The 23,906-nt window shown below is 66.2% G+C and carries 23 protein-coding genes; 10 read left to right on the forward strand and 13 right to left on the reverse strand.

Annotated elements, in window-relative coordinates; genetic code table 11:
- Positions 1-123: 123 nt before the first annotated feature.
- Both WC597_RS14795 and WC597_RS14800 read right to left on the reverse strand, forming a co-directional pair.
- On the reverse strand, positions 124-519 hold the full coding sequence (locus WC597_RS14795; protein WP_372694483.1) for a PaaI family thioesterase: 396 nt from the start codon (positions 517-519) through the stop codon (positions 124-126).
- Positions 516-968: a PaaI family thioesterase gene (locus WC597_RS14800; RefSeq protein WP_372694485.1), complete on the reverse strand. Its 453-nt coding sequence runs from the start codon at positions 966-968 to the stop codon at positions 516-518. The genes WC597_RS14795 and WC597_RS14800 overlap by 4 nt, the downstream gene beginning before the upstream one ends.
- A gap of 85 nt (positions 969-1,053) precedes the next feature.
- On the opposite strand from WC597_RS14800, the gene WC597_RS14805 reads away from it, so the two are divergent.
- Entirely contained in the window at positions 1,054-2,085 is a 1,032-nt protein-coding gene (locus WC597_RS14805; protein WP_372694487.1) for a ligase-associated DNA damage response exonuclease, read from the forward strand.
- 3 nt (positions 2,086-2,088) lie between these two features.
- Here the strand turns inward: WC597_RS14805 and WC597_RS14810 are convergent, their stop codons facing one another.
- Complete coding sequence (locus tag WC597_RS14810) at positions 2,089-3,726, reverse strand: response regulator (protein WP_372694489.1); 1,638 nt, start codon at positions 3,724-3,726, stop codon at positions 2,089-2,091.
- Positions 3,727-3,925: 199 nt separating this feature from the next.
- Between WC597_RS14810 and queC the strand changes: the two genes are divergently transcribed.
- From queC to WC597_RS14825, 3 genes are read left to right on the forward strand one after another with little or no spacing between them, the layout of a single operon-like run.
- Positions 3,926-4,645 carry a 7-cyano-7-deazaguanine synthase QueC gene (gene queC / locus WC597_RS14815; protein ID WP_372694617.1) on the forward strand — a complete coding sequence of 240 codons (720 nt, stop codon included), beginning with the start codon at positions 3,926-3,928 and terminating at the stop codon, positions 4,643-4,645.
- Positions 4,642-5,277: a 7-carboxy-7-deazaguanine synthase gene (gene queE, locus WC597_RS14820; RefSeq protein WP_372694619.1), complete on the forward strand. Its 636-nt coding sequence runs from the start codon at positions 4,642-4,644 to the stop codon at positions 5,275-5,277. Before queC ends, queE begins: the two co-directional genes overlap by 4 nt.
- Positions 5,277-5,645: a 6-pyruvoyl tetrahydropterin synthase family protein gene (locus WC597_RS14825; RefSeq protein ID WP_372694491.1), complete on the forward strand. Its 369-nt coding sequence runs from the start codon at positions 5,277-5,279 to the stop codon at positions 5,643-5,645. The genes queE and WC597_RS14825 overlap by 1 nt, the downstream gene beginning before the upstream one ends.
- Positions 5,646-5,648: 3 nt before the next feature.
- On the opposite strand, the gene WC597_RS14830 is transcribed toward WC597_RS14825, so the two are convergent.
- Complete coding sequence (locus WC597_RS14830) at positions 5,649-5,927, reverse strand: hypothetical protein (RefSeq protein WP_372694493.1); 279 nt, start codon at positions 5,925-5,927, stop codon at positions 5,649-5,651.
- Positions 5,928-5,983: 56 nt separating this feature from the next.
- Positions 5,984-6,832: a thioesterase family protein gene (locus WC597_RS14835; RefSeq protein ID WP_372694495.1), complete on the reverse strand. Its 849-nt coding sequence runs from the start codon at positions 6,830-6,832 to the stop codon at positions 5,984-5,986.
- Between the two features lie 179 nt (positions 6,833-7,011).
- Here WC597_RS14835 and WC597_RS14840 point away from each other — a divergent pair, with 179 nt between their 5' ends.
- From WC597_RS14840 to WC597_RS14855, 4 genes are all read left to right on the forward strand, one after another.
- Entirely contained in the window at positions 7,012-7,500 is a 489-nt protein-coding gene (locus WC597_RS14840; protein WP_135195212.1) for a helix-turn-helix domain-containing protein, read from the forward strand.
- 109 nt (positions 7,501-7,609) lie between these two features.
- Positions 7,610-7,732 (forward strand): hypothetical protein, encoded by a 123-nt coding sequence (locus WC597_RS14845; protein ID WP_372694621.1) that lies wholly within the window; start codon positions 7,610-7,612, stop codon positions 7,730-7,732.
- The gene (locus WC597_RS14850; protein ID WP_372694497.1) at positions 7,726-8,250 is read left to right on the forward strand and encodes a helix-turn-helix transcriptional regulator; all 525 of its coding nucleotides are present in this window, start codon (positions 7,726-7,728) and stop codon (positions 8,248-8,250) included. The genes WC597_RS14845 and WC597_RS14850 overlap by 7 nt, the downstream gene beginning before the upstream one ends.
- Positions 8,251-8,310: 60 nt before the next feature.
- Entirely contained in the window at positions 8,311-8,658 is a 348-nt protein-coding gene (locus WC597_RS14855) for a VOC family protein (RefSeq protein ID WP_372694499.1), read from the forward strand.
- A gap of 6 nt (positions 8,659-8,664) precedes the next feature.
- Here the strand turns inward: WC597_RS14855 and WC597_RS14860 are convergent, their stop codons facing one another.
- From WC597_RS14860 to WC597_RS14895, 8 genes are all read right to left on the reverse strand, one after another.
- Complete coding sequence (locus WC597_RS14860) at positions 8,665-9,354, reverse strand: response regulator (RefSeq protein ID WP_372694501.1); 690 nt, start codon at positions 9,352-9,354, stop codon at positions 8,665-8,667.
- Between the two features lie 158 nt (positions 9,355-9,512).
- Entirely contained in the window at positions 9,513-11,861 is a 2,349-nt protein-coding gene (locus WC597_RS14865) for a TonB-dependent receptor (protein WP_372694503.1), read from the reverse strand.
- A gap of 201 nt (positions 11,862-12,062) precedes the next feature.
- Complete coding sequence (locus WC597_RS14870) at positions 12,063-13,988, reverse strand: S9 family peptidase (protein WP_372694505.1); 1,926 nt, start codon at positions 13,986-13,988, stop codon at positions 12,063-12,065.
- An 85-nt stretch (positions 13,989-14,073) separates the two neighbouring features.
- On the reverse strand, positions 14,074-15,285 hold the full coding sequence (mnmA, locus tag WC597_RS14875; protein WP_372694507.1) for a tRNA 2-thiouridine(34) synthase MnmA: 1,212 nt from the start codon (positions 15,283-15,285) through the stop codon (positions 14,074-14,076).
- Between the two features lie 92 nt (positions 15,286-15,377).
- Positions 15,378-15,662 carry a DUF1153 domain-containing protein gene (locus WC597_RS14880; protein WP_026108337.1) on the reverse strand — a complete coding sequence of 95 codons (285 nt, stop codon included), beginning with the start codon at positions 15,660-15,662 and terminating at the stop codon, positions 15,378-15,380.
- Positions 15,663-15,834: 172 nt separating this feature from the next.
- Positions 15,835-17,595 carry a flagellar hook protein FlgE gene (gene flgE, locus WC597_RS14885; RefSeq protein WP_372694509.1) on the reverse strand — a complete coding sequence of 587 codons (1,761 nt, stop codon included), beginning with the start codon at positions 17,593-17,595 and terminating at the stop codon, positions 15,835-15,837.
- 48 nt (positions 17,596-17,643) lie between these two features.
- Positions 17,644-18,372, reverse strand: a complete 729-nt coding sequence (locus WC597_RS14890; RefSeq protein ID WP_372694511.1) for a flagellar hook assembly protein FlgD — start codon at positions 18,370-18,372, stop codon at positions 17,644-17,646.
- Positions 18,373-18,376: 4 nt separating this feature from the next.
- The gene (locus WC597_RS14895; protein ID WP_372694513.1) at positions 18,377-20,383 is read right to left on the reverse strand and encodes a flagellar hook-length control protein FliK; all 2,007 of its coding nucleotides are present in this window, start codon (positions 20,381-20,383) and stop codon (positions 18,377-18,379) included.
- A 399-nt stretch (positions 20,384-20,782) separates the two neighbouring features.
- Here WC597_RS14895 and flgK point away from each other — a divergent pair, with 399 nt between their 5' ends.
- Together flgK and WC597_RS14905 are read left to right on the forward strand one after the other, a co-directional pair.
- Positions 20,783-22,900, forward strand: a complete 2,118-nt coding sequence (gene flgK / locus WC597_RS14900) for a flagellar hook-associated protein FlgK (RefSeq protein WP_372694515.1) — start codon at positions 20,783-20,785, stop codon at positions 22,898-22,900.
- Entirely contained in the window at positions 22,897-23,862 is a 966-nt protein-coding gene (locus WC597_RS14905) for a flagellin (RefSeq protein WP_372694517.1), read from the forward strand. Before flgK ends, WC597_RS14905 begins: the two co-directional genes overlap by 4 nt.
- Positions 23,863-23,906: the final 44 nt, after the last annotated feature.

Consider the following 23,906-nt stretch of genomic DNA (forward strand, 5'->3'; position numbering starts at 1 on the left):
GCTTTAACAAGCTCAAGCACTTCCGACGCTTCGCCACACGGTTCGACAGGCTGGCGCGTCACTACCTCTCCTTCGTCCACATCGCCGCCTCCATGCTCTGGATGCGGTGAATGTCGATTCGTCCTAGCCCTGGTTGTCGAGCAGGAAGTGGGCCGTCAGGGATGCGATTGGTTGTGCACGTTCTTCCTGCCACGCCTCGGCCTGAACATGGGCGACGCGGCGGCCCGCGCGGCTTATGCGGGCGCGGGCGAAGACGTCGATGGGCCTGCCAGTTCGTAGATAGGCGACCGTCACATTGATCGGGCGGGGCAGGCGAGAGCTGGGGAAGATGATCGCCACCTGGGCCATGGCGGTCATTTCCAGCAGGGCGGCCGTCGATCCGCCGTGCAGGGCGGGCAACATGGGATTGCCGATCAGCTTATCTGCAAACGGCATGATCACCGTGATCTCGTCGCCGCTGACCAGGGTCTGAAGACCCAGGAAGCGGGCATAGGGCATGCGGTTCAGGATGTCGGTCATGCGACGGCTCGCGTCGAAGACTCGCGGGTCTGGTTGAGGATATAGGCGGACTGGGCGGCTGCGACGGGATCGGACGGGTCGTCCTCGAACGCCCAGGCACGCACGAAGGCGATGGTGGGGGTCAGGCGGTAGCAGAGCCCCTGGGCCAGAAGATCCTGACGCGGTCGCGCCGCACGCATGTAATCCACACGCAAATCCAGGGTGGCGATGGGCTGGAAGGTGTCGAGCGCCGTCCAGACCGCCAGGCCGCCAATGTGGTCGAGCAGGGTGGTGACGAGGCCGCCGGCGAAGACGCCGCTGTCGGGATCGCCTACCAGATCCTCGCGCCACGGCACGCGGATGCGCGGCTCGCCGTCATGCAATCCATCGAAGGCGAAACCCAGCGCGCCAGTGTGGGCGGCGCCGGCGGCCAGTTGCGGCAGGATGGTGGTCAGGAAGCTCTCTTGCATCGTGCGGACTGGACCTTCTGGCGCCGATTTTCTGGACATCTTGTATGAGGCGGCGACCTGACGGCGTCGAGAGCGTTACCGCAACATGATCCGCCCCGAAGACCTGCTGCATCCGACGCCTGCCGGCCTCTATTGTCCGCCGGGGGACTTCTATGTCGATCCGGTGCGGCCGGTGGATCGCGCCGTCATCACGCATGGCCATGCCGATCATGCACGCGCCGGGCATGGCGCAGTCTTGGCCACGCGCCAGACCCTGGCGATCATGGCCGAGCGCTACGGCGCCGATTTCACGGGCAAGCCGCAGTCGGTGGAATATGGCGAGGCGACCGCGATCAACGGCGTGGATCTGCGGCTGGTCCCGGCGGGTCACGTCCTGGGGTCTGCCCAGGTCGAGGTGCGGTGGAAGGGACTGACCATGGTGGTCTCGGGTGATTACAAGCGTCGCCGCGACCCGACCTGCGCGCCGTTCGAGCCCGTGCCGTGTCATGTCTTTATCTCCGAGGCGACGTTTGGGCTGCCCGTCTTCAGTCATCCCCCGGCGGAAGAGGAGGTGGGGCGGCTGGTGCGGTCGCTGGGCCAGTTCCCCGAGCGCGCGCATCTGGTCGGCGCCTATGCGCTGGGCAAGGCGCAACGGATCATCCGGCTGCTGCGCGAGGCGGGCTGGGATCGCACCATCTATGTCCACGGCGCGATGGAGCGGCTGAACGCCCTGTACGAACGCGAGGGCGTCGATCTGGGGCCGCTGGCGCCGACGCGGGATCTACCCAAGAATGCGCTGGGGGGAGAGGTCGCCATCGCCCCGCCGTCCGCCATTCAGGATCGCTGGGCGCGGCGGTTCGCCGATCCGGTGACGGCCTTCGCCTCGGGCTGGATGGGGGTGAAGGCGCGGGCGCGTCAACGGGGCGTGGAACTGCCGCTGGTCGTGTCGGACCATGCCGACTGGAACGAGCTGACGGCGACTTTCACCGAGCTGAAGCCCGAGGAGATCTGGATCACCCATGGCCGGGAGGAGGGCCTGCTTCGATGGGCCGAGATCAACGGCCAGAAGGCGCGGGCGCTGCGTCTGGTCGGTTATGACGAAGAGGACGAGGAGGCGCTGGACGTTCGCCCGGACTGAGGATCAGGCGGCTGACCGGTCGCCTTCGTCTTCAGAGAGCCGGTCGGCGTCGCCGGCCTCTTCCTGCGCCGCCGAAAGGGCGGCGTTCATCGCCATTCGCAGGCGTTCGGGCTTGATCGGTTTTTCGACCACGGCGGCCATGCCGATGGAAAGATAGTGTTTGGCGTCTTCCGGGTCGGCGTTGGCGGTCAGGGCCACGATGGGCACGCGGCCGACGGCGCCGGGCAGGGCGCGGATCGCCTGTGTCGCCTGAACGCCGTCCATGCGCGGCATCTTGATGTCCATCAGGATCAGGTCGTAGCGGCTTTCCTGAACGGCCTGAAGCGCCTCAAGGCCATCCTCGGCCAGTTCGGAACTGCACCCGAACATCTCGCACAGGGCCTGGGCCACGACGCGGTTGGTGGCGTTGTCGTCGACGATCAGAATGTGGGGGGCCGACTTAAGGTCCAGCCCGGACAGGTCGGACACGTTCGATTGAACTTCGACCTCCACGGCCGCACGCGGTGCAGTCAGATCGAAGGCGAAGGTGGCGCCGCGACCCTTGTTGTTTTCGGCCCAAATTCGGCCGCCCATGCGGTCGATCACTTGGCGGCAGATCGATAGGCCCAGGCCTGCCCCGTCGGGGCCGGAGCCGTGAACGAAGGGTTCGAAGATCGAGTCGACGCGGTCGGTGTCGATGCCGGGCCCGTCGTCGCGGATTCGGGCCTCCATATGGATGCTCTCGCCCTCCACCCAAGCCTTCAGGCCCGCCTCGACGACGCCGTTGCGGGCGAACTTGAGGGCGTTGCCGACCAGATTGTTGAACACCTGTTTCAGACGCGTGCCATCGATCACGGCGGCCAGCTCGGTGTCTCCTTCGTAACCGACCAACAGGGTGACGCCGTCCTGAGAGGCGCGCGGCTCCCACATCGACTGGATGTCGTCCATTACGGCCCGCAGAGCGGTGGGGGTGCTGTTCAGCTCCAGCTCGCCGGCTTCGGCCTTGGACAGGTCGACGGCGTCCTGAAGAATGCGCAGCAGGGTTTCCGACGAGTCCATGATCGTCTGGACGTGCGCCTGAGCCGCCGCGTTCAGCGGCTGGCGACGCAGCAGTTCGGCGACCGCCAGCACGCCGTTCATCGGCGTGCGCAGCTCGTGGCTCATGATGGCCAGGAACTGGCTCTTGGCGCGGGCGGCGGCGATGGCCTGGGCGCGCGTATCGCTGAGGATCGCGGCCTGTTCGGCCAGTTGTTCGTTCTGTTCGCGTTGGCGCGTATTGACCGCTTGAAGCAGCGTCGCGGCCGTGCCGACGCCCAGATAGGCGCCGTTGTGCGTGACGATGAAGCCGCGCAGCAGGGCGGCCGGGCCGCCCTTCAGCATGATGTCGCAGAAGGCGTCGATGCGAACGCCGGCCTCGACCACGGCCGGCTCGGGATCCATGGCGAAGGTTATGGGGCGCAGGTCGTAGAGGGCGTGGCCGAAGCGGGCTGCGATCTTTTGGAGGAAGGCGGTGCGTTCGACCAGCCCGACCGGACGATTTCCATCGACAACGGGGATGACGAGCGTGTCCGGCTCGCGTTCGAAACGCGCCAGCACCTCGCACCCGAGCGTCGTCGGAGCCACCGGCTTGGGACGCTCGGAAAGGGTCTCGATGGTCGGCATACTGCCCGGAACTCCTACTCGTTGGGACTAAAGCCCAAAATCGCTTGCGGATTGGTTAAGCTGGCGCAGCGTGATGCAAATCGATGCAAAGGGTGATTTTGCGCCGCATCCGGGTCTGGTGTATGAGGCCCGCCTGACCCATCTGGGTTCCCATCCCTTTGTGCATGCGCGCGGCCGACCGGCCGACCGCAGATTCGTCATGAGCGTCATCCTGGAAAAGACCCCAACATCGGCTCTCGTCCTGTTCTCCGGCGGGCAGGACAGCGCGACCTGTCTGGCCTGGGCGCTGGAACGGTTCGAGCGGGTTGAGACGGTCGGCTTCGACTATGGCCAGCGCCATCTGGTCGAGATGGAGGCGCGTCAGGCCGTGCGCGCCGGCATGACCTCGGCCCTGCCGCAATATGCCGGCCGGCTGGGCGACGACCATGTGGTAGACCTGACCGGATACGGCCGGATCGCCGAGAGCGCCCTGACCGCCGATCGCAAGATCGAGATGGACGCGCGCGGTCTGCCGACCACCTTCGTGCCGGGACGCAACCTGATCTTCCTGGTCGCGGCGGCGGCACTGGCGGATCGGCGTGGGCTTGAGGTGCTGGTCGGTGGCATGTGCGAGACGGATTTCTCGGGCTACCCGGATTGCCGCCACGAGACGATGGAGGCGATGGCGCGAGCGTTGTCGCTGGGGCTGGACAAGCCGGTGGTGATCGACACGCCTCTGATGTGGTTGACCAAGGCCCAGACCTGGGAACTGGCCGATACGCTGGGCGGGGCCAAACTGGTCGAGCTGATCGTCGAGGATAGCCATACCTGTTATCGGGGCGACCGGACGCATCGGCATGCGTGGGGATATGGCTGCGGCGACTGCCCGGCGTGCGAGCTGCGGGCGGCGGGCCATGCGGAATGGGTCGCGAGCCGGTGACCTATTCGGCCAAGGAAGTCTTTCTGACGGTGCAGGGCGAGGGCGGACAGGCGGGGCGGCCTGCGGTCTTCCTGCGCTTCGCTGGCTGCAATCTGTGGAGCGGGCGTGAGCAGGATCGCGCGACGGCCGTCTGCAGTTTCTGCGACACGGATTTCGTCGGCACGGACGGCGGCGGGGGCGGTAAGTTCAGGACGCCAGAAGCCATGGCTGACCATGTCGCCGCGATGTGGCGGGGGCGGGAAGGGGATCCGAAACTGGTGGTCTGCACCGGCGGCGAGCCCTTGCTGCAATTGGATGCTCCTCTGGTCGAGGCCCTGCATGCGCGCGGGTTCGAGATCGCCATCGAGTCGAACGGCACCCTGGCGGCGCCTGACGGCATCGACTGGGTCTGTATCAGCCCCAAAGCCGATGCGGATGTCGTTCAGGTCACGGGCCAGGAGCTGAAGCTGGTCTATCCGCAAGCCAGGGCCATGCCGGGTCGGTTCGAACATCTCGATTTCGAGCGGTTCTGGCTCCAGCCCATGGATGGCCCCGATCAGGTCGAGAACACCGCCGCCGCCATCGAATACTGCCTGACCCATCCCCAGTGGCGCCTGAGCGTCCAGACCCACAAATACATCGGCGTCCGCTAATGCCCGTTTTCGAGATCACCAAACAGGCGACTTTCGACGCCGCCCACCATTTCCCCAACGAGCCTGAAGGCAGCATCTATCGCCGCGTTCACGGCCATTCCTTCACGGTCGAGGCGACGGTGCGGTCTGAGGTGCTGGACGCCGAGCACGGCTGGGTCGCCGACTTGGGCGCGCTGGACCGGGCGCTGAAGGGGGCGGCGGAGACGCTGGATCACGGCATGCTGAACGAACACGAAGGCCTGGAACTGCCCAGCCTGGAGAACCTGTGTCTGTGGTTCGTCAAGACGTTGCAGCCCGACTGGCCGGGCCTGTGCCGGGTTCAGGTCGCCCGGCCGACCGTCAACGAGCGGTGCGTGCTGAGCCTGTAAGCGTCAGCAGCGCTTGCCCTGACGCTGGCGCTGTTCGCAGCGCCGTTGCTCGCGGTCGTAGTCGCGCTGTTCGCGCTCGCGGCGCAGCCTGGTTTCCTCATCCGAGGTGGTGACGGCGTCGAAGCCGGCGCCGACGACCGCGCCGGTGGCCTTGGCCGTGCCGCCGACGACCGCAGCGGTCCCGCCGACGACGGCGCCGACAAGGCAGCCCTGAAGCATCAGACAACCGCCCAGAACGACGACGATTTGAGATACTGAAACGAGACGATTTCGACGACGCATGAGGACGACTCCAGAGATTTGGAATAGTCGTCGATAATGATGAATGAGGGCTGACTTCAGGCCGTGCGTTGCGGCAGTAGCTTTCGGCGCTGGCGCGAGAGGGCCAGCGGCGTTCCGTCGGCGCCCCAGGCGGCGGCCTCGTCCACCGTCCAGCCCAGGCCCAGGTCCAGCATCCTGAACTCGAAGAAGGCCCAGCCGTCGGACGCCGTCTGCGGCGTCGGATCGGTCAGGATGTCGATGCGCAGGTCCACAGTCGTCATCGCCGACGGCGTTTTCGACAGGGTCCAGGCCGGCGGATAGAGGGCGTCCAGCAGGTAGCACAGCCCGACCTCGTCCAGCGGCCGGCCGTCCGCCATCCGCATCCAGGTGCGCTCGACCGCCGGCCGGCCTGCATTGCCGCCTAGGATGTTGGGGCCGCCGTCGAACCGATATTCGACGTGCTGCGAGAAGTGCGGGGCCATCGGGCCGTGGATGGTCGCCTTTGGGTTCAGGCTGTCCAGCGGCGGGGGTGGCAGGTGCAGGGGCGTGACCGGCGGCGTGGCCCCGTCCAGTCCGTATGTGCCGGTGGCATGGTGGGTCAGACGGCCGTCCTGTTCGGCCTCGACCGCCGCATAGACGACGTTGCGGCCGCCGCGCAGCAGGCGCGGGCGAAAGGCGACCTGCTCGCCGAACTTGGCCGCCGACAGGTATTGCACCGACAGGGTGCGCAAGGGCGCGGTCAGGGCCAGACCCTGGCGCATCGACTGGGCGCACAGGGCCGCCAGCAGGCCCCCGAACGGAAAGCCCTTTTCCGGCGCCATGCCCGACGGGCCGTTGGAGAAATGGCCAGGCACCGGGGCGGACAGGCCGCCGTCGTCCAGAGTCTGAAAGGCCAAAGCGGCGTCGAGGGAGATCGGCAGCGTCATTGCGCAATCCTGCGTCAGGCGAAGAGGCGGCGGAAGACCTGATGAAGATCTCCCGCCGAAGTCGAAGGAACAAGGCGGCGAACCGAGAGGCCCGCACGTCCGTTGCCAAACAAGACTGACTTGGACCGTTCTGATTTGCAACCCTTGCCAAATGGCTGACGCGGGGTCACTTTCGCCGCATGGGACGCACCGCAGACTACAGCCGCCAAAGCTGCTCCATCGCCGCCACGCTTGAGGTGATCGGCGACCCCTGGACCCTGCTGGTCATTCGCGACGCCTTCAACGGCGTCAGCCGGTTTGAACAGTGGCAGGACAATCTGGGCGTGGCGCGCAACGTCCTGGCCGCCCGTCTGAAAAGCCTGGTCCAGCACGGTGTGCTTGAGCCGCAGCTTTATTCCGAACGCCCGCCGCGCAACGAATATGTCCTGACCGCCAAGGGCAAGGATCTGTACGGCGTGCTGGTGACCCTGCACGGCTGGGGCGCCAAACACGTCTATGGCGACGCCGACAGCGGCATCGACATGATCCACAAGACCTGCGGCTCGACCCTGACGCCGCGCATCGCCTGCGGCTGCTGCAACGAGATCGTAAAGCCAAGAGACATCCTGCTGACCCGCGCCGAAAACCGGCCCACGGTCGGGGACGTGATGCCAAAGGAAGCGGCGTAAGCCTCAGCCTGCTGCCGCTTTCTGGCAGGAGGTCTGCTAGGATCGTCGCGTGTCCCGGTCCGAACGTCTTCTCGATCTGCTGAACGTCCTGCGGCGACATCGTCGGCCGGTGAGCGGGCAGATGTTGGCGGATGAGATGGGCGTCAGCCTGCGGACCCTTATCGCGACATCGCCAGCCTGCAAGCTCAGCGGCCGACGATCGAGGGGGAGGCGGGGGTCGGCTATGTGCTGAAGCCGGGCTTCATGCTGCCGCCGCTGATGTTCACGCCGGAAGAGATCGAGGCGCTGGTGCTGGGCTCGCGCTGGGTGGCGGATCGGGCCGATCCGCGCATGCGGGATGCGGCGCTGACGGCCCTGGGACGGATTTCGGCGGTGCTGCCGCCGGATCTGAGGGACGAGATGGAGACCTCGGCACTGCTGGTCGTGCCGGGCGCGCCGTTCCCGGCGGACCAGGTCGACCCAGGGCTGTTGAGGAAGGCGATCCGCACCGAGCGACGGCTGAGGCTGTGTTATCGCGACGAGGCGGGGGCGGCGTCGGAACGGGTGGTCTGGCCCTTCGCCCTGGCCTTCTTCGACCGGGTGCGGCTGCTGATCGCCTGGTGCGAGTTGCGAAACGATTTCCGTAGCTTCCGAACAGATCGCATCGTCGAGGCCGAGGTGATGGAGGCGCGCTATCCCGCCCGTCGCCAAACATTGATGAAGACCTGGCGCGAGGCGCACGAAAGGTCGAGAGCGTCCGAAGGCTGCTGACGGAAACTGGCGGCAAGATCGGTTAGGCTTCGTGGTGTTGGAAACCAGGGGGCAGGGCTGATGACCGAGATCGAGGACATTCTTCTGGCCGTCGCGGATCCCGAAACCAGCGCGCGGTTCTATGCCGGCCTGTTCGGCTGTCGGCCCGTCATGGCGGGGCCGGATCGGGTCTTGTTCGTGCTGAAGTCGGGTCGGGCGCTGGGGCTGTTGCGGCGGGCCGGGGACGGGCAGGTCTGCGAGGTGGATTTTCCTCTGGAAGGCGCCGCGGCGGTGGATCAGGCGCATATCGACTGGTGGGACCGGGGTGCGCGCATCCTGACGCCGCCGATGGATATGCAGCCGGGCCGAAGCTTCGTGGCCGGCGACCCGGACGGGCATCGGCTCAGAGTCTATGCCGTCGCCGCGTGAGTATTGTCAGACCTCGGCTTCGAGCCGATAGCCGACGCCGCGCACATTGGTCAGCAGGCCGGCGGCGTCGGCGGCGTCCAGCTTGCGGCGCAGATGGCTGACGTGGCTGTCGATGGTGCGTTCCAGAACGTCCTGATTGGGGAAGCAGGCCTGCATGATCTCGGCCCGGCTGAAGACCCGCAAAGGCACGCGCGCCATATGGGCCAGGATGCGGAACTCGGTCAGGGTCAGGTCCAGGCGGCGCTTGCCCGCCGGGGTGAGGATGGCGGCCAGATAGTTTTCCAGCTGGACCTCCAAGGGGCCGACGCGCAGCACCTTGATGGAGCGGTCGCCATTGCTGCGCCGCAGGATGGCCTGGGCGCGGGCCACGACCTCGATCGGCTTGAAGGGTTTGACGACATAGTCGTCGGCGCCGATGCGCAGGGCCTGCAGCCTGTTCGTGCTGTAGTCCAGGTCGCTGACCATGATCACGGGCGTCTCGCCGCGACGACGCACCTCGCCCAGCACGTCCCAGCCGTCGCGGATCGGCAGGCGAATGTTCAGCAGGACCAGGTCCGGTTTCAGCGCGGCGTGCAGGTCGGCGGCCTTCTGACCATCGGCGGCGACGACCGTGCGGAAACCCTCGCGGCGCAGACAGGCGTCCAGGGCCTCGACGCTCTCTGCGTCGTCGTCAGCGATCAGGATCAGGCTGCTCATCGCGCCGCCATCGCCCTGTCGGCCGCTAAAATCCAGCAAAACCGGACGCGTTCGGACAAGTTTCATCGCGCCGTCGCAAAGGCTTCACGCAGATAAAGAAAAACCCCCTTCCGCCGTGGCGGAAGGGGGCAGTCTGTCTGTCGTTCGGGAGGAACGCTTCAGTAGGAGGCGCGCAACTCGATGCCGAAGGTGCGCGGGGTGTTGAAGTTGCCGTAATCGCCCAGCGTGGCCCGGTTCGAGGGGTCACGACGATAGACGTAGGTCTCGTCCAGCAGGTTGCGCGACCACAGAGCCACTTCCAGCAGCGGGCCGCCGTCGCGGGTCGTGATGTCGGCGACCGCCAGACGGGCGTTGACCGTGAAGGCCTTGTCGTTCTTGACCGCGAACTGTTCGAAGCTGTGCGACGCATCGGCGTAGTTGGCGTCGATGTGGGCGCGCAGGGTTGCGCCCATGAACGGCGATTCCCAGTCGGCGGCGACCGTGCCCGAGTTTTCCGGCGTGAAGGCGATGAACACCTGTTGGATCACGCCGTTGAAGGGGTTCACCGTGTCCGGGATCTTGGCGTCCGTATAGGCGTAGGAAGCCGAGAAGCGCAGGTTGGCGGTGGCCTGGAACTGGCCTTCCAGCTCAAGACCGCGGATTTTGGTGGTGCCGGGCGCATTGACCGTTTCCAAGGTGTTCCGGGTGCCGGTGATCAGGCTGAAGTCGATCTGGCTGTCCGTGCGGTCCATGGCGTAGAGGGCCGCGTTCAGGCGAAGACGGTTGTCCAGCATGTCGCCCTTGAAGCCGATTTCGTAGGCCTTGACCTCTTCCGGGCGGAACGAGCGGTAGGTCAGCGAGCGCGACGAGGCGCCGCCGGCGCGATAGCCGGTCGAGTATTTGGCGTAGACGTTCATCCGGTTGGTGATGTCATAGGCCAGGGTGACCAGCGGATCGAAGCGTTTGACCGAGGTGTTGAAGGTCAGTTCGCCGGAAACGCCGTTGACGACCGGCAGGGCGTTGTTGACGAGTTCGAGCGTGCCGTCCTTGTCATCCCAGGTGTAACGGCCACCGACCGTCAGGTGCAGGGCGTCGTCCAGAACCGCAGGGGTCCAGGTCGCTTGACCGTAGACGGCCTTGGATTCCGAATGAGCCGTCGAGGCGCGGTCGGTGAAGCGCGATCCGCGGAAGGTCGGAGTGGGGTCGTTGATGGTGTAGCCGGTGCCGTCTGCATTCCAACGGTTGGTCTGCGGCGTGGCCGCGTCGTCCGAAACCGTTTCCTTGAAGTAGTAGAGGCCGCCGACGTAGTCGATGCGGTCGCCCAGCGAGCCGACAGCCTGGAGCTCCTGGCTGAACTGATGCTGCCAGAAGCCGGCCAGCGAATAGCGGCTGAAGGTTCCGTTCGGCACGCCGATCGGCGGACGGTGGGCGCCGCCGATGTTGTCCCATTGCTCGACATCGACGTCGCGGTAGGCCGTGATCGAACGGAGTTCGAGATCGTCGTTCGGACGGTAGGACAGGTGCAGGTTGGCGCCGCGGGTGTTGTCGACGCTCCACTGTTGCGGCACGCCGATGTCGGCCTGTGTCATGCGCTCTTCGCCCTCGACCCGGACCAGCGGCGACAGGCCGCGGATGTTGCCACGAGCGACGGTGGATGAGCCCGAAACGACCGGCGAGGTGAACGGGACGACGTTCAGGCCATTGGGGTTGAAGTTCAGCAGTTGGCTGTAGAACGGGGTGTTCTTGTCCTTGCCGATGTCGGCGGCCAGATCGGCGGTGAAGTTGTCGCTGGGGCGCCAGCGCACCTGGGCGCGCAGGCCGCGACGGTCGTAGGAGCCGAAGCCTTCTTCGCCAGGCATGATGTTCTCGGTCACCGGGCCCTGGGCCGAGACCACGCCGTCGACCTTGAAGGCGAAGTCGCCGATGGCCGGGAAATCGACATGCAGTTCCGAGTTGTAGGAGTCGAGGTTGCCGACGCCGGCGACGGCGCGCATGCCGAACACGCCGGTGGGCTTGCGGGTGACCAGCGACAGGGCGCCGCCTTCGGTGTTGCGCCCGAAGAGGGTGCCTTGCGGGCCCTTCAAGACCTCGACGCGCTCGATGTCCAGCAGTGCGGCGCCCAGGCCGTGCTGGCGGGCCAGATAGACGCCGTCGACATAGACGCCGACGCCCTGTTCACGGGCGGGCTGGTTGGCGTCGTTCGGCACGATGCCGCGGATGCCGATGGTCAGGGCCGACTGGCGGGCCTCGAAAGTGGTGATACGCAGGCCGGGGACGCTGCCGTCGGCGAGGTCCATCAGGCTCTGGACGTGGCGGTTCGCCAGATCCTCGGAATTGACCACCGAGATCGAGATCGGCGTGTCCTGCAGGTTCGTCTCGCGCTTGGTCGCGGTCACGACGATGTCGTCCAGGCCGGCGGGCTCGGCGTTCACGGGCGCCGGAACGGTTTGGGCGAAGGCGGAAACGGGTGCGGCGAGAAGCGCGGTCCCCAGCAGCAGCTGAAGGCGCAGTTTGGTTTGACGATGCATTTTTATCCCCTGCTTAGTCGGTGCGGGGATTACGGCGCCATTGCGATGCGCAGTTTACATCTGCGCGACACTGGGATGCATCTTTGATGTCTGGAGTGAAGACCGACATTCGGTCAATCTCAATATATTCTCCATTCGATCTCCATAATCGAAAGCGAGGGGGCGCGGCCGGCGGACGCGCGCCCCCTCGCCGGCCGGCCGCTACTTCCTCACATATTTGTCCAGGAAGGTCAGATAGGCGTCCTGGGCGGTGATGCGGTTGTCGCGACGGGTGAAGCCGTGCCCTTCGTTGGGGAAGACGACGTATTCGACCGGCACGCCATTGGCGCGGACGGCGGCGACCAGTTCGTCGCTCTCGACCTTGAGCACGCGCGGGTCGTTCTCGCCCTGCACCACCAGCAGCGGTTTGTTGATGCCTTCGGTATGGAACAGCGGAGAGATGCGGCGGTGGCGCTCGGCGTCCGTCGCCGGATCGCCCATCTCGTCATACAGGGCGATGCGCTGGGCGCCCCACCACGGCGGGATCGACTCCAGGGTCCGCACCCAGTTGGTGACGCCGAAGATGTCCACGCCCGCCGCGAAGGCGCCGGGATGGAAGGCCAGCGCCGCCGCAGTGATGTATCCGCCATAGGATCCGCCCATCACCGCCACCTGGTCGTCGGCGATCCAATCCTGCTGCCTCAGCCATTCGCCGCCGGCGACGATGTCGCGCAGATCGGCTTCGCCGTGCTTCTTGTCGTCCAGGTGGAAGAAGGTCTTGCCATAGCCGGAACTGCCCCGGTTGTTGGCGCCCAGCACGGCATAGCCGTGGTTCACCAGATGCTGGACCATGGCCGAATAGCCGCGCCGGGTCTGGCCGCCGGGACCGCCGTGGACCAGGACGATGGCCGGGGCCGGATTGGCGGCGGACGCGCCCTTGGGCGTGTAGAGCACCGCCGGGATCATGACGCCGCCCTCGCCGGGGTATCGGACGATGGTCGCCTCTACGAGGGCGTTCTCGTCGATGGCGGGGTTCAGGGCATGGGTCAGGCGTCGGGCCTGGCCCGTCGTCAGATCGGCGACGAACACATCCGCCGGGGAGGTGTCGGACGAGACCGTGAAGGCGATGATCTTCTCATCGTCGTTGAAGCGCACACTGCCGATGTCGCCGTCGGGCAGGCCGGTCAGGGCGACGGGACGGTCGGTCGTGGCGTCAAGCAGCGTCAGTTCGGTCTTGGCGTCGGCGTTCAGGCCCGAGACGCGATAGCGGCCGGTGGGTGAATAGAAGACGAAGCTGACATCCCAATCCGCCTGGATCAGCGGCGTGTTCGCACCGCTCGCCAGATCATGGCGAATGGCCTGCTGGAACTCGCCGTTCTGGTCCGTGCCGATCAGGACGGCTTTCGAATCCGGCGTGAAGTCGAAGGCCGTATAGGCGACATTCCCCTCATGCGGGGTCAGCAGCTTCGGCTCGCCCGGTGCAGTCAGATCGACCAGATAGAGGTCGTTGTTCGCGCTGGTCAGCGACTTGTCCAGCACCAGCCAGCGGCCGTCCGGCGAAAGGGCGGCGGGCGAGAAGCCGCCGGTGTTCTCGAACACCGTCCGATGCGCATAGGTGGTCGCGTCATAGGCGACGACGTCGAAGGCCGAGGCGTCGCGTTCGTTCGATGTGACGAAGAAGGTCTTGCCGTCCTGGCTCCAGCTCAGGAAGTCCGCCTTGACCTTGTCGCCCGGCGTCAGGTCGGTGATCGCGCCGTCGGGCGTCCGCACGAACAGATGGCTAAGTTCGTCGCCGCCCCCGTCCTGGGTGAACAGGATGCGCGCATCGGCGGGGAAGTAGGTCACCGGATTGACGGCGCTGGTGGTCGAGGCGGTCAACTGGACGGGGTCGCCGCCGGCGACGGGCAGGGCGTAGGCGTTGAACACCCCCGTCTGATCCGACCGGATCAGCACCGACTTGCCGTCCGGCGAAAAGGCCTTGGCCCCGCCGTAGCCCAGGCCATACGTCGTGGTGTCGAAGAACTGCGCCGCCGTATAGGTCGGCGCGGCCGGACTGGCGGCCGGCGCCGGTGCGGTCTGCGCCATCGCTGCGGTGGGAAGGGCGGCCATCAGGGCCAGTACGGAAACCAGGCAGGCGGTGGTGCGCATCGGAACCTCTCGTCGGTGGGATGACCGTAGGAGGCGACAGAACATCACGTCGGATGCAGCCTGTCTCCGATTTAATGAATCGTCGCTATGCAGCGACCGCCGCCGTGTCTCGAATGAAGCCGCCGCCCAGGACGCGCTCTGTGTCCACAGGGTCGTAAAGGGCGCAGGCCTGGCCTGGCGCCACGCCTTCCTCGCCGGTGTCGAAGGCGATGCGGATGTCGCCGTCGATCATCGCAAGGCGGGCGGGGGAGGGCTGACGGGTCGAGCGGACGCGGGCCAGGACGGGGACGTTCGCCTCGGCGGCCTCGACGATGGTGGCTTCGTCGCCCAGCCAGTTGGTTTCTTCCAGCGTCAGTGAGGCGGTCAGCAGCGCCTCGCGCGGGCCGACGATAACGCGGCGCGTTTCGGGTTCCAGCCTGGTCACGAACAGGGGCTCGCCCACGGCGACGTTCAGGCCCCGGCGCTGGCCGATGGTGTAGTCGGTGATGCCGGCGTGCTTGCCCAGAACCCGGCCGTCCATATGCACGATCTCGCCGGCCTCACGGCCTTGGGGGCGCAACCTGTCGATCAGGGTGCGATAGTCGCCGGAGGGGACGAAACAGATGTCCTGACTGTCCGGCTTGGCGGCGATCTTCAGCCCCAGTTCGGCGGCGACGCCGCGCACCTGGGGCTTTTCCAGATCGGCCAACGGGAAGCGCAGATAGTCGAGCTGATCCTGGGTGGTGGCGAACAGGAAATAGGACTGGTCGCGCGAATGGTCGATCGCCTTGCGCATCTGCGAGCGGTTGCCGGCGACGGCGCGGCGGACATAGTGGCCCGTCGCCATGGCCTCGGCGCCTAGGTCGCGGGCGACGTCCAGCAGGTCGCGGAACTTGACCGTCTGATTGCAGCGGATGCAGGGGACCGGCGTCTGGCCCTTCAGGTAGCTGTCGGCGAACTGGTCGATGACCGCATCCTTGAAGCGGCTCTCATAGTCCAGGACATAATGGGGGATGCCGATCATGTCGGCGGCCAGACGCGCGTCGTGAATGTCCTGGCCCGCGCAACAGGCGCCCTTTTTCTTTAGCGCCGCGCCGTGATCGTAGAGCTGAAGCGTCACGCCGACGACGTCATAGCCGGCCTTGTGCAGCAGGGCCGCGACTACGGTGGAATCCACGCCGCCCGACATGGCCGCGACGACCCGCGCCCCGACCGGCAGGCCGACGGCCGCCCGCGCGCTCTCGACCGCCGCATCCATGTCGGTGCGGACGATGTTCGGAACGGCGCAGATGTCTTGGACCAGGGTCATTGCGGCCATTTAGTGCGGAACCGGCGCGATTTCGAGGCCCACATACGAAAAGGGCCGCACCCGTCGCCGGATGCGGCCCTTCTTCGTCTTCGGGGAAACCCTTAGGAGCGGTAGCTCTGGATCCGCGTCGTGCGCAGACCCTGCATGCCCCATTTGTCGATGGCCTTCTGCCATGCGAGGAATTCTTCGGCCGTCAGGCGATACTTCGCCAGGGCGTCGTCAAGGCTCAGCAGACCGCCGCGCACGGCGGCGACGACCTCGGCCTTGCGCCGGATCACCCACCGGTCCGTATTGGACGGCGGCAGATCGTTCAGGGTCAGGGGCGTGCCAGTCGGTCCGACCACGTATTGTTCGCCTTTGCTATTCAGGCGTCGCTCTTGCAACATGGGCTTATGCCTCTTTCACCAACACCGTAGTGTCATGAATGTAGGCGGCCCCGACTAAGGTCCGTTTAAGCGTCGTGGTGAAGGAACGGATAAAATCCGTCCCTCCGCGAACGACTCTGTCAACCTTGATTGCGCGACGATTCATCGAGACTAACGCTTACTTACTCGCCGATCAGCGTTTGATGTTGATCAGCTCGGCCAGCATTTCATCGGCCGTGGTGATGATCTTGGATGAGGCGGAATAGGCCCTCTGGGTGGTGATCAGGCCGGTGAATTCGGCCGACAGATCGACCGTCGAGGACTCCAACTGCTTGGCCGCGATCTCGCCCGCGCCGCCCGTGCCGGCGGCCTTCAGATTGAAGGTGCCGGACTGAAGGCTGACGGCGTAGGCGTTGCCGGACACTTCACGAAGGCTGTCGGGGCTGGGGAAGGTGGCGACCGCGACCTGGGCGATGCGACGCATCACGCCATTGTCGAAGATGGCGGTGACGAAGCCGCCTTCGTCGATCTTGATCTCGCTCAGATTGCCGAAGGCCGTGCCGTTGGTGACGGTCGATTGCACCACCGAGGCGGTGTTCAACTGGCTAAGGCCGCCGGCCGAAGTGTTAAGGTCCAGCGTCACCGCCTGGGCGGCGATGCCCAGGCCGTCGGCCCAGGCGACCTGGCCCGCAGGCATGGTCAGGTTGTTCGGATCCGACTTGCCGAAGTCCAGCGTCGCCATGGTCGGGTCATCGAACAGACCCGTGCCCGCCGGCCAGGTCTTCATCGTTTCCACGTCGAGACGACCCGACGGGGTGAAGGCGACCTTGCCGATCTTGATCTGGCCGTTGGAGAAAGGCGTGCCGGTGACGACATCGCTGGCCGGCACGGACACGATTTCCGAATACCAGATGTTCGGTTCGTCGCTCTTCAGGAAGCGGATTTCCAGATTGCGCTGGCCGCCCTTGGAGTCCGAGACGGGGATGTTCATCTTGAAGTCGGGCTTGACGCCGACGGGGTTGTCGTCGTCCGCGTTGTACATCGCCATCGAATTGACCGACGGGTCGTATTTGGTCTTGGCCACGTTGGCGTTGCCCAGGCCGATGTCCGCCAGGTTGACCGTGTAGGCCGGTCCGGTCGCGGGCGTGAACTGCAACTGGGTCGGCGGCGTGCCGATCGGGGTCGCCGTGCCTGCGTTCGCGCCTGTGACCGTCAGGCCGGTCAGAGCGCCGGTCGTCGCGTCGAAGGTCGCGGCGCCGTTGATCCTCTGCGTGCCGGACTTGATGACCACATCGTGGGTATTGGCGCCAGTGCGCGTGTAGCGGACCGAGACGTCGTGCGTGCCGGCCGTCGGCAAGGTCGTGTCTGGGATGCTCTTGTAGGATTGTGCGCTGGCGGCCGCGGCCGGGTCCTGGCTGGAACGCAGGTTGGCGTTGATCTGGACGCGGGTGGTCGGTTCGGCGGTGCCGCCGACCGAGCCGATGTTGATCGAGCGCAGGCGTGACAGGTCGGACGGGTCAGTCGCGATCTCGCCGTTGGGATCCACTGGCCAGCCCTGCAGGTACAGACCGGCGCTGTTCTTCAGATAGCCCTGCTTGTCGACGGTGAAGGCGCCCGCGCGGGTGAACAGGCGGGTGTCGGTCGAACCGACGTTCTCGGCCTGGGTCGTCGTGACGAAGAAGCCCTGGCCGCTGACGGCGAGGTCGGTGCTGGAGGTCGTGCGCTGAAGCTGGCCTTCCTGGCTGACGAACGACCGCGTGTTGGTGGTCACGCCGCCGGCGGAATAGCTGCCGCCGGATGAGGACTGGCTGTTGACCAGGGTCTGGAACTCGCTGGCCGTGCGCTTGTAGCCGACCGTGTTGACGTTGGCGATGTTCTGGGAAATGGCCGCCAGGGCGGCGGAGTTGGCGGCGAGACCGGACACGCCGGCCAGCATTGCACTGTTGAGGCTCATGGAAGAACGCTCCTTAAATGAAGGTCATCGGGAAGGCGGCGGATCGCATCATGCGGCCGCCTCCTCGGTGGGGACGTTCGGATTCTCCGTATCGTCGGTGTCATTTTCGGCCTGCGCCTTGATCTCGTTCAGCGAGATCACGGTCGAAAGCGGAAGGATGGAGTCGCCGATCACCAGATACGGCGCGCCGTTGTACATTTCGACGCCGGTCACCCGGCCCTGGATCAGGGCCTGAGCATCGACCTTGGCGCCTGCGGCATTGGTCGCGGCGACCTTCAGCGTATAGACGCCGCCGTCCTCGGCCGTGCCGCCGTCCTTCAGCTTGCCGTCCCAGTTGAAGGTGTGCAGGCCGGATTTCTTGTCGGGTGCAGCGCCTTCCCAGACGACGGCGCCCTTGCTGTCGACGACCTGCAGCGTGGCCTTGTCGGCGTCGGCGCCCAGTTCGTAGGCCCAGGTCGCCTTTCCGTCGTTGAACTCGGTCGCCGTCCAGGCGGCGGTCACGCTCTTGCCGATGTAGTTGGCGGCGTTGTCGAGCCCTCCGCCAGCTTGCGCCTTTAGCAGGCTGGTCAGCAGGTCGTTGGTCAGCAGTTGCTGCTCGACGCCGGCCATCTGGGTCAGCTGGGCCGTGAACTGGTTCGAATCCAGCGGCGACAACGGATCCTGGTTCTTCATCTGCGTGGTCAGCAGGGTCAGGAAGGTCTCGAAGTTAGAGGCCAGGCCCTTGGTGCCGGTCGTTACGCGGTTTGCTGCAGCATTGGTTGTGACGGCGTCGACCATGGGGTCAGACCTTCAGATCGACGCGCTCGGGCGTCTGGGAATGATTGACCCAGGCGCCGGGCGCCGGGACGATGGGGGTGTCGGCCTGGGCCGCCAGGCGAGAGCCGCCAGCGAACAGGGCGTTGCGTTGCTGCTGGCGGTCGAAGGCGCCGCCGTTGCCCGCAGACGGATCGCGTTGGGAGAAGTCGAGCGCGTCTCCCGCGACCTGGAAGCCGGCGTCCTGAAGCTGGCGACGCAGTTCGTCGGCGCGACCCTTCAGGTCGGCGGCGGCGGCGGGATTGTCGAAGGCCAGGCGGGCCGACAGCTGACCGTCCTTGCCGATCTCCAGGCTGACATCCACGCGACCCAGGTCTTCCGGCGTCAGCACCATGTCGAACCGGGTCGAACGGCTGTCCAGCCTGCGCGCGATCTGGGCGGCGAGTTGGGTGGTGGTCTCGACGGTCGCGCGCGACAGGGTCGAGAGGCCCAGATCGCGATCAGGCGCGACGGCCTGCTGGATGGGCTGGGCATCGGTGGGCGCCGCGCTGGTCGTCGGTGCGGCGGTGGGGGCGACCGCGAGAGGCGCGGGGGCGGCAGCCGTGTCCGTCGTCGCCGTCGGTTTGGCCGACGGTGCCGAGGCGGCGCCAGCGTCCGCCAGAGACATCGTCTCTGCGCCCGTCTTCTTCGTGTTGGTCGTTTCGGCCGGGTCGGGCGTCGTGGCTGCGTTGCTGGTTTGCTGAGCCAGTTCGTGGCGCGATGGCTTGAGCAGCGGCGCGGCTTGGGTGGGCGCGGGCAGGGTCTGCGACGGCGTGTCGCTGGATGCGGCCTCGGCGTGTTGGTCGGATGCGGAGGCCGTTTCGGATTTGGCGGACAGTTCGGCCACGATCACTGCTGCGGCGATATCGGCCGATACGGCCGGCGTCGGTTTTGACGACGCCGCAACGACCGAGATCTGGACCTGGGCCGCCGGGATCTGTGCGGCCGTCATGGCCTGGGCGATGGGCGAGGGGGCGGACGGCTTGGCGGTGTCCGCTGGTGTCGTCTGAGCGGCGGCCTTGGCGTTATCTGACGAAGCAGTGATCAGTGTCGCGGCTTCAGCCGGTCGCGTCGCAGCATCCGCCACAGGCTGACCCGCAGGCGTGGGGACGGCTGCGGGTTTCTGGGCGCTTGCCATCAATGCCGACTGAGCGGGTTGGCTCTGGTCATTATCGGCCGTCCGAGCAGTTTCGCTCTGGTCATTATCGGCCGTGGTCTTGTCCGAAATCTTCGCTGCGGTCGGAGTCGACGCCGGTTTTGCGACCGCCAGGAGATCGCCGAGTTCGGCTGCAACCGCTTGGAGGGCTTCGGGTAGGACGATGGCCGCAGCGGTTTTGGTCATGATCTCGACCGACAATGAAGTCGCCGCCGCGACGACATCCGATGCCACGGCGTCTGTCGTGGCGGGGGGCGGCGCCGGCGCCGATCCTGTCGTCGAAACGAATGGCGTGAGCGTCGCCAAACCTTGCGCAGCTTTCACATCGACGGAGGTCGTCGTCGAGGGTGCGGTCTCGATTGATTGCCCAGCGGAAACTTCCACGGTCAACGGCTGCGGCGTCGCTGACGTCAATGGCGCAACCGGTGGCGTCGGCTGCGGGGTGGAGAAGAGTGAGGACGTGACGGCGACGCTTGCCGCATCGTCATCGTTCGCGGCGTCTTCGGTTCCTACCGCCGTCTCGTCGGAAACGATGGGCGGGGTTTGGGAGTCGGCAGTCTCGATCGTGGCCGTTGCAGAGGGCTCGACCATCAGGACAGGCGCGACGACGTTCGTTTCGTCACTGACGGCTTGGGTCAGGGTGACGCCGAGCGATTGAACGGTCGTCAAACGACCGGGCGCGACCCGCTCGACCGGCGCGGTATCGAGGCCTGCGTCCAGAACAGCGGCGATCTTGCTGGAGAACAGGCCGGCGTCGGCCATGTCTGCGCCCGAGGCGACAACCGGCGTTCTGGTCGAAACCGGAGCGGCAGGCGCAAACAGGGCGGAGGCGATCGACATGGAGGCGCGGCGGCTTTCGTGAGGGATAAGGTCGGCGCCTGCTGCGCCCAAGGGTTCGCCGCCATCAACGCAAGGGTCGGGCCAAGGCCTTAGTCGAACAAAAACAGTGGGTAAGGCAGGCCATCCGATGGGCGGTCGTCATGGCGGCGGTCGTTTATTGCCGCGCTATCGCCATTTTTTGCCCGGCTGTAGACGAACGCCCCTCGATGCGCGCCCAATCCCAAAACCGCATCTGTCGCTGTTGGCCCGACCTTTGCGCGTCTTGCCGATCATGACGGCTGCCCGATCTGTGATCTTGTTGAAAAACAATGCTCTGCATGAGCGGGGGCGGCGCGTGGCTGGGCAAGAACTGCGCGCGACAGTGCAGCGGTTGCCGGGTAGGGCGGGGGAGATGCGTCAATGTCGCTGAACTCGATCATGAACATCGCGACGTCGGGGCTGAAGACCGCCCAGGCCCAGTTGCGCGTCACCGCCGACAATATCGCCAACGTCGACACGCCCGGATACATCCGCAAGGTCGCCGATCAGTCCGCCGCCGTAACCAACGGCTACGGCTCCGGCGTCGATGTCACGCGGGTCCGTCTGGCGACCGACCGCTTCCTGCAGGCGGCGAGTTTGAGCGCGGGGTCGGACGCCGCGCGCCAGACCGTGCGGTATGAACTGTACGACCAGATCCAGAACCAGTTCGGCGATCCCAGCAGCGACAGCAACTTCTTCGCCCAGGTCGACAAGCTGTTCGCCAGCTACGCCACCCTGGCGGAAAGCCCGACCTCGTCCGCCGGGCGTCAGGACACGATCTACAAGACCCAGGCGATCTTCAACCAGGCCTCGGGCATCGCGGCCCAGATTCAGTCGGCACGTCAGGAGGCGGACGGCCGGCTGCAAAGCGCGATCGAGACCGTCAATCCGCTGCTGGAGCAGATCGCCAAGCTGAACAAGACCATCGCTTCCGGGACGGTCACCAATGAGGACGTGACCGGCGCGCAGAACGCACAACTCGGCCTGATCAACGAGTTGTCGAAATATATGGACGTGAAGGTCGAGGCCCGGTCGAACGGTGGCGTGACCCTGCGTACCAATGCCGGCACGACCCTGGTCGGCGAAGGCGCCGCGACCCTGTCCTATCAGGCGGCCGGCACGGTCGGCGCCATGACGGCCTTCTCCGACATCATGATCACCGAGCCCAGCGGCACGCGCTGGCCTCTGCTGGACGGGGTGTCGTCGGGGCAGATCAAGGGTCTGGTCGAAATCCGCGATGTCGATGCGCCGGCGGCTGCGGCGCGTCTGGGCGAACTGACCGCCAAGCTGGCGGACGAGTTGAACCGCGCCCACAACGCCAACAGCAGCGTGCCGGCGCCGACCCAGCTGACCGGACGCAACACGGGTCAGTCGCTGGAAAACGCCCTGACCGGCTTTACCGGAACGACGACGATCACGGCGGTCAATGCGGCGGGCGTGGTGCAGGCCTCGGCACGGATCGTCTTCTCCGGCGGCACGATGACGATCAACGGCGCAGCCGCCGACCCCACCACCTTCCTCAGCGTGCTGAACGCCCAGATGGGCGGGGCGGCGACGGCAGGATTCTCGGAAGGCAGGCTGCAACTGGACGGCGCAGGCGGAAACGGCGTCGCCATCGCCGACGATGCGACATCGCCCAGCGCCAAGGGCGGGCGCGGCTTCTCGCAGTGGTTTGGGCTGAACGACCTCGTTTCGACGACGACGCCCAGCTTTTATGAGACCGGCCTGACCCTGGCGTCGCAACACGGCTTCGATCCGGGCGAGAGCCTGACCCTGCGCTTTGCCGGTGAGTCCGGGTCGCGCCAGCGCGACATCACCGTCTCGGTTCCGACCGGAACGGGCACGATGGGCGAGATGCTGGGGGCGCTGAACGACCCCATCACCGGCGTCGGCCGTTACGGCGCCTTCAGCCTGGATGCGGCGGGCAAGCTGTCGTTCAAGGCCTACGATCCGTCCGCCACGACCATGAGCGTGGTCAAGGACAACACGACCCAGAATCCCTCGGGCGTTTCCATGTCGCAGCTGTTCGGCCTGGGCGCGACCGGATCGACGCGCGCCGGCGCCTATAGCGTCCGCAGCGACATCCAGCAGGATCCCGGCAAGCTGGCCTTGGCGCAACTGAACCTGTCGGCGGCGGCGGGAACGCCAGCGTTGAGCAAGAGCGACGGGCGCGGCGGGCTCGTGCTGGGCGACGTGGGCAAGAAGAACGTCGCCTTCGGTGCGGCCGGCGGAAACTCGGGCGGGACCAAGACCCTGTCGTCCTATGCGGCGGATTTCGCCGGCGAGATCGGCGGCAAGGCCTCGGCGGCCAAGACCCGCAGCGAGACCGCGACCGCCCTGGCCAAGGAGGCGGACAGCCGCCGCACCTCGGCCGAAGGGGTCAATATGGACGAGGAGCTGGTCAATATGACCACCTTCCAGCAAGCCTATAACGCCTCTGCGCGCCTGATCCAGGCGAGCAAGGACATGTACGACGTTCTGATCGGAATCCTGCAATGACGCGCGTCGCCACGAGCGGAAACTACCAGTCGGCGCTTCTCAGCCTCATGAATGCGCAGAGCCGCGCCCAGCAGGCGCAGGAGCGGATCGACAGCGAGAAGATCGCCACCGACATGTCCGGCTACGGCCGGGGCGCCGAGCAACTGACCAGCCTGACCTCGACCCAGGCGCGTCTGGACGGCTTCATCTCCACCGGAGAGGCCGTGGCGGCGCGGTTGAGCGCGCAGGACTTGGCCATGAGCCGCATCTACGAAGGCGGAACCGGCGCGCGCGAAGCCATCGCCACCAGCATGGCGGCGGGCAATATCACCAACCTGATGACCGAGCTGGGCCTGCAGTATCAAACGGTCCAGGGCGGACTGAATGCCGAGCACCAGGGATCCTATCTGTTCGCGGGCGGTCAGGGCGACATCGCTCCGGCGACGGCGGGAACCATGGCCGATTTGGCGACGGCGCCGTCGGTCGCCTCGACCTTCGCCAACGACACGCTGAAGCAGAAGTCGCGCATCGACGAGAAGACGACGGTCGAGACCGGCTTCCTGGCCAGCGAGATCGGCGGACCGCTGACAGAGGTGTTCCGCAACATTCAGGCCTTCCAGAACGGCACGCCAGTGACGGTGGGCGGGATGACCTATACGCCGGCCGGGGCCGGAACCCTGACTGGGCAACCGAACGCCGACGTCACCGCCTTCCTGAAGGCGCAGCTTGGCGAACTGGACAAGGCGAACGTCGGCCTGACCAACCAGACCGCCAAGAACGGCTTGATCCAGAACCATGTCGAGGCGGCGCTGGACTCTCAGGAGGGCCAGAAGACGGCCCTGCAGAAGATGATGCAGGACAAGTCCGGCTATGATCCCGCGCGCGCGATCACGGACCTGCAGATGGCCCAGGTCGCCATCGAGGCCTCGGCCCAGATCATCAACTCGCTGAAGAATACGTCGCTGTTGAATCTACTGCGTTAAGCGGCGGCATTAAAAAAGAAAACGGCTACGCTGGACCGATCGCC

Source organism: Brevundimonas sp., assembly GCF_041648115.1.
GTDB lineage: Bacteria > Pseudomonadota > Alphaproteobacteria > Caulobacterales > Caulobacteraceae > Brevundimonas.

Coding starts and splice junctions, on each gene's coding strand:
- WC597_RS14795 (WP_372694483.1), bottom strand. CDS start 519: ATGACCGACATCCTGAACCGCATGCCCTATGCCCGCTTCCTGGGTCTT.
- WC597_RS14905 (WP_372694517.1), top strand. CDS start 22,897: ATGACGCGCGTCGCCACGAGCGGAAACTACCAGTCGGCGCTTCTCAGC.
- WC597_RS14860 (WP_372694501.1), bottom strand. CDS start 9,354: ATGAGCAGCCTGATCCTGATCGCTGACGACGACGCAGAGAGCGTCGAG.
- flgE (WP_372694509.1), bottom strand. CDS start 17,595: ATGAGCCTCAACAGTGCAATGCTGGCCGGCGTGTCCGGTCTCGCCGCC.
- WC597_RS14800 (WP_372694485.1), bottom strand. CDS start 968: ATGCAAGAGAGCTTCCTGACCACCATCCTGCCGCAACTGGCCGCCGGC.
- WC597_RS14890 (WP_372694511.1), bottom strand. CDS start 18,372: ATGGTCGACGCCGTCACAACCAATGCTGCAGCAAACCGCGTAACGACC.
- WC597_RS14895 (WP_372694513.1), bottom strand. CDS start 20,383: ATGTCGATCGCCTCCGCCCTGTTTGCGCCTGCCGCTCCGGTTTCGACC.
- WC597_RS14805 (WP_372694487.1), top strand. CDS start 1,054: ATGATCCGCCCCGAAGACCTGCTGCATCCGACGCCTGCCGGCCTCTAT.
- WC597_RS14830 (WP_372694493.1), bottom strand. CDS start 5,927: ATGCGTCGTCGAAATCGTCTCGTTTCAGTATCTCAAATCGTCGTCGTT.
- mnmA (WP_372694507.1), bottom strand. CDS start 15,285: ATGGCCGCAATGACCCTGGTCCAAGACATCTGCGCCGTTCCGAACATC.
- WC597_RS14870 (WP_372694505.1), bottom strand. CDS start 13,988: ATGCGCACCACCGCCTGCCTGGTTTCCGTACTGGCCCTGATGGCCGCC.
- WC597_RS14865 (WP_372694503.1), bottom strand. CDS start 11,861: ATGCATCGTCAAACCAAACTGCGCCTTCAGCTGCTGCTGGGGACCGCG.
- WC597_RS14880 (WP_026108337.1), bottom strand. CDS start 15,662: ATGTTGCAAGAGCGACGCCTGAATAGCAAAGGCGAACAATACGTGGTC.
- WC597_RS14835 (WP_372694495.1), bottom strand. CDS start 6,832: ATGACGCTGCCGATCTCCCTCGACGCCGCTTTGGCCTTTCAGACTCTG.
- queC (WP_372694617.1), top strand. CDS start 3,926: ATGAGCGTCATCCTGGAAAAGACCCCAACATCGGCTCTCGTCCTGTTC.
- flgK (WP_372694515.1), top strand. CDS start 20,783: ATGTCGCTGAACTCGATCATGAACATCGCGACGTCGGGGCTGAAGACC.
- WC597_RS14810 (WP_372694489.1), bottom strand. CDS start 3,726: ATGCCGACCATCGAGACCCTTTCCGAGCGTCCCAAGCCGGTGGCTCCG.
- WC597_RS14825 (WP_372694491.1), top strand. CDS start 5,277: ATGCCCGTTTTCGAGATCACCAAACAGGCGACTTTCGACGCCGCCCAC.
- WC597_RS14840 (WP_135195212.1), top strand. CDS start 7,012: ATGGGACGCACCGCAGACTACAGCCGCCAAAGCTGCTCCATCGCCGCC.
- WC597_RS14855 (WP_372694499.1), top strand. CDS start 8,311: ATGACCGAGATCGAGGACATTCTTCTGGCCGTCGCGGATCCCGAAACC.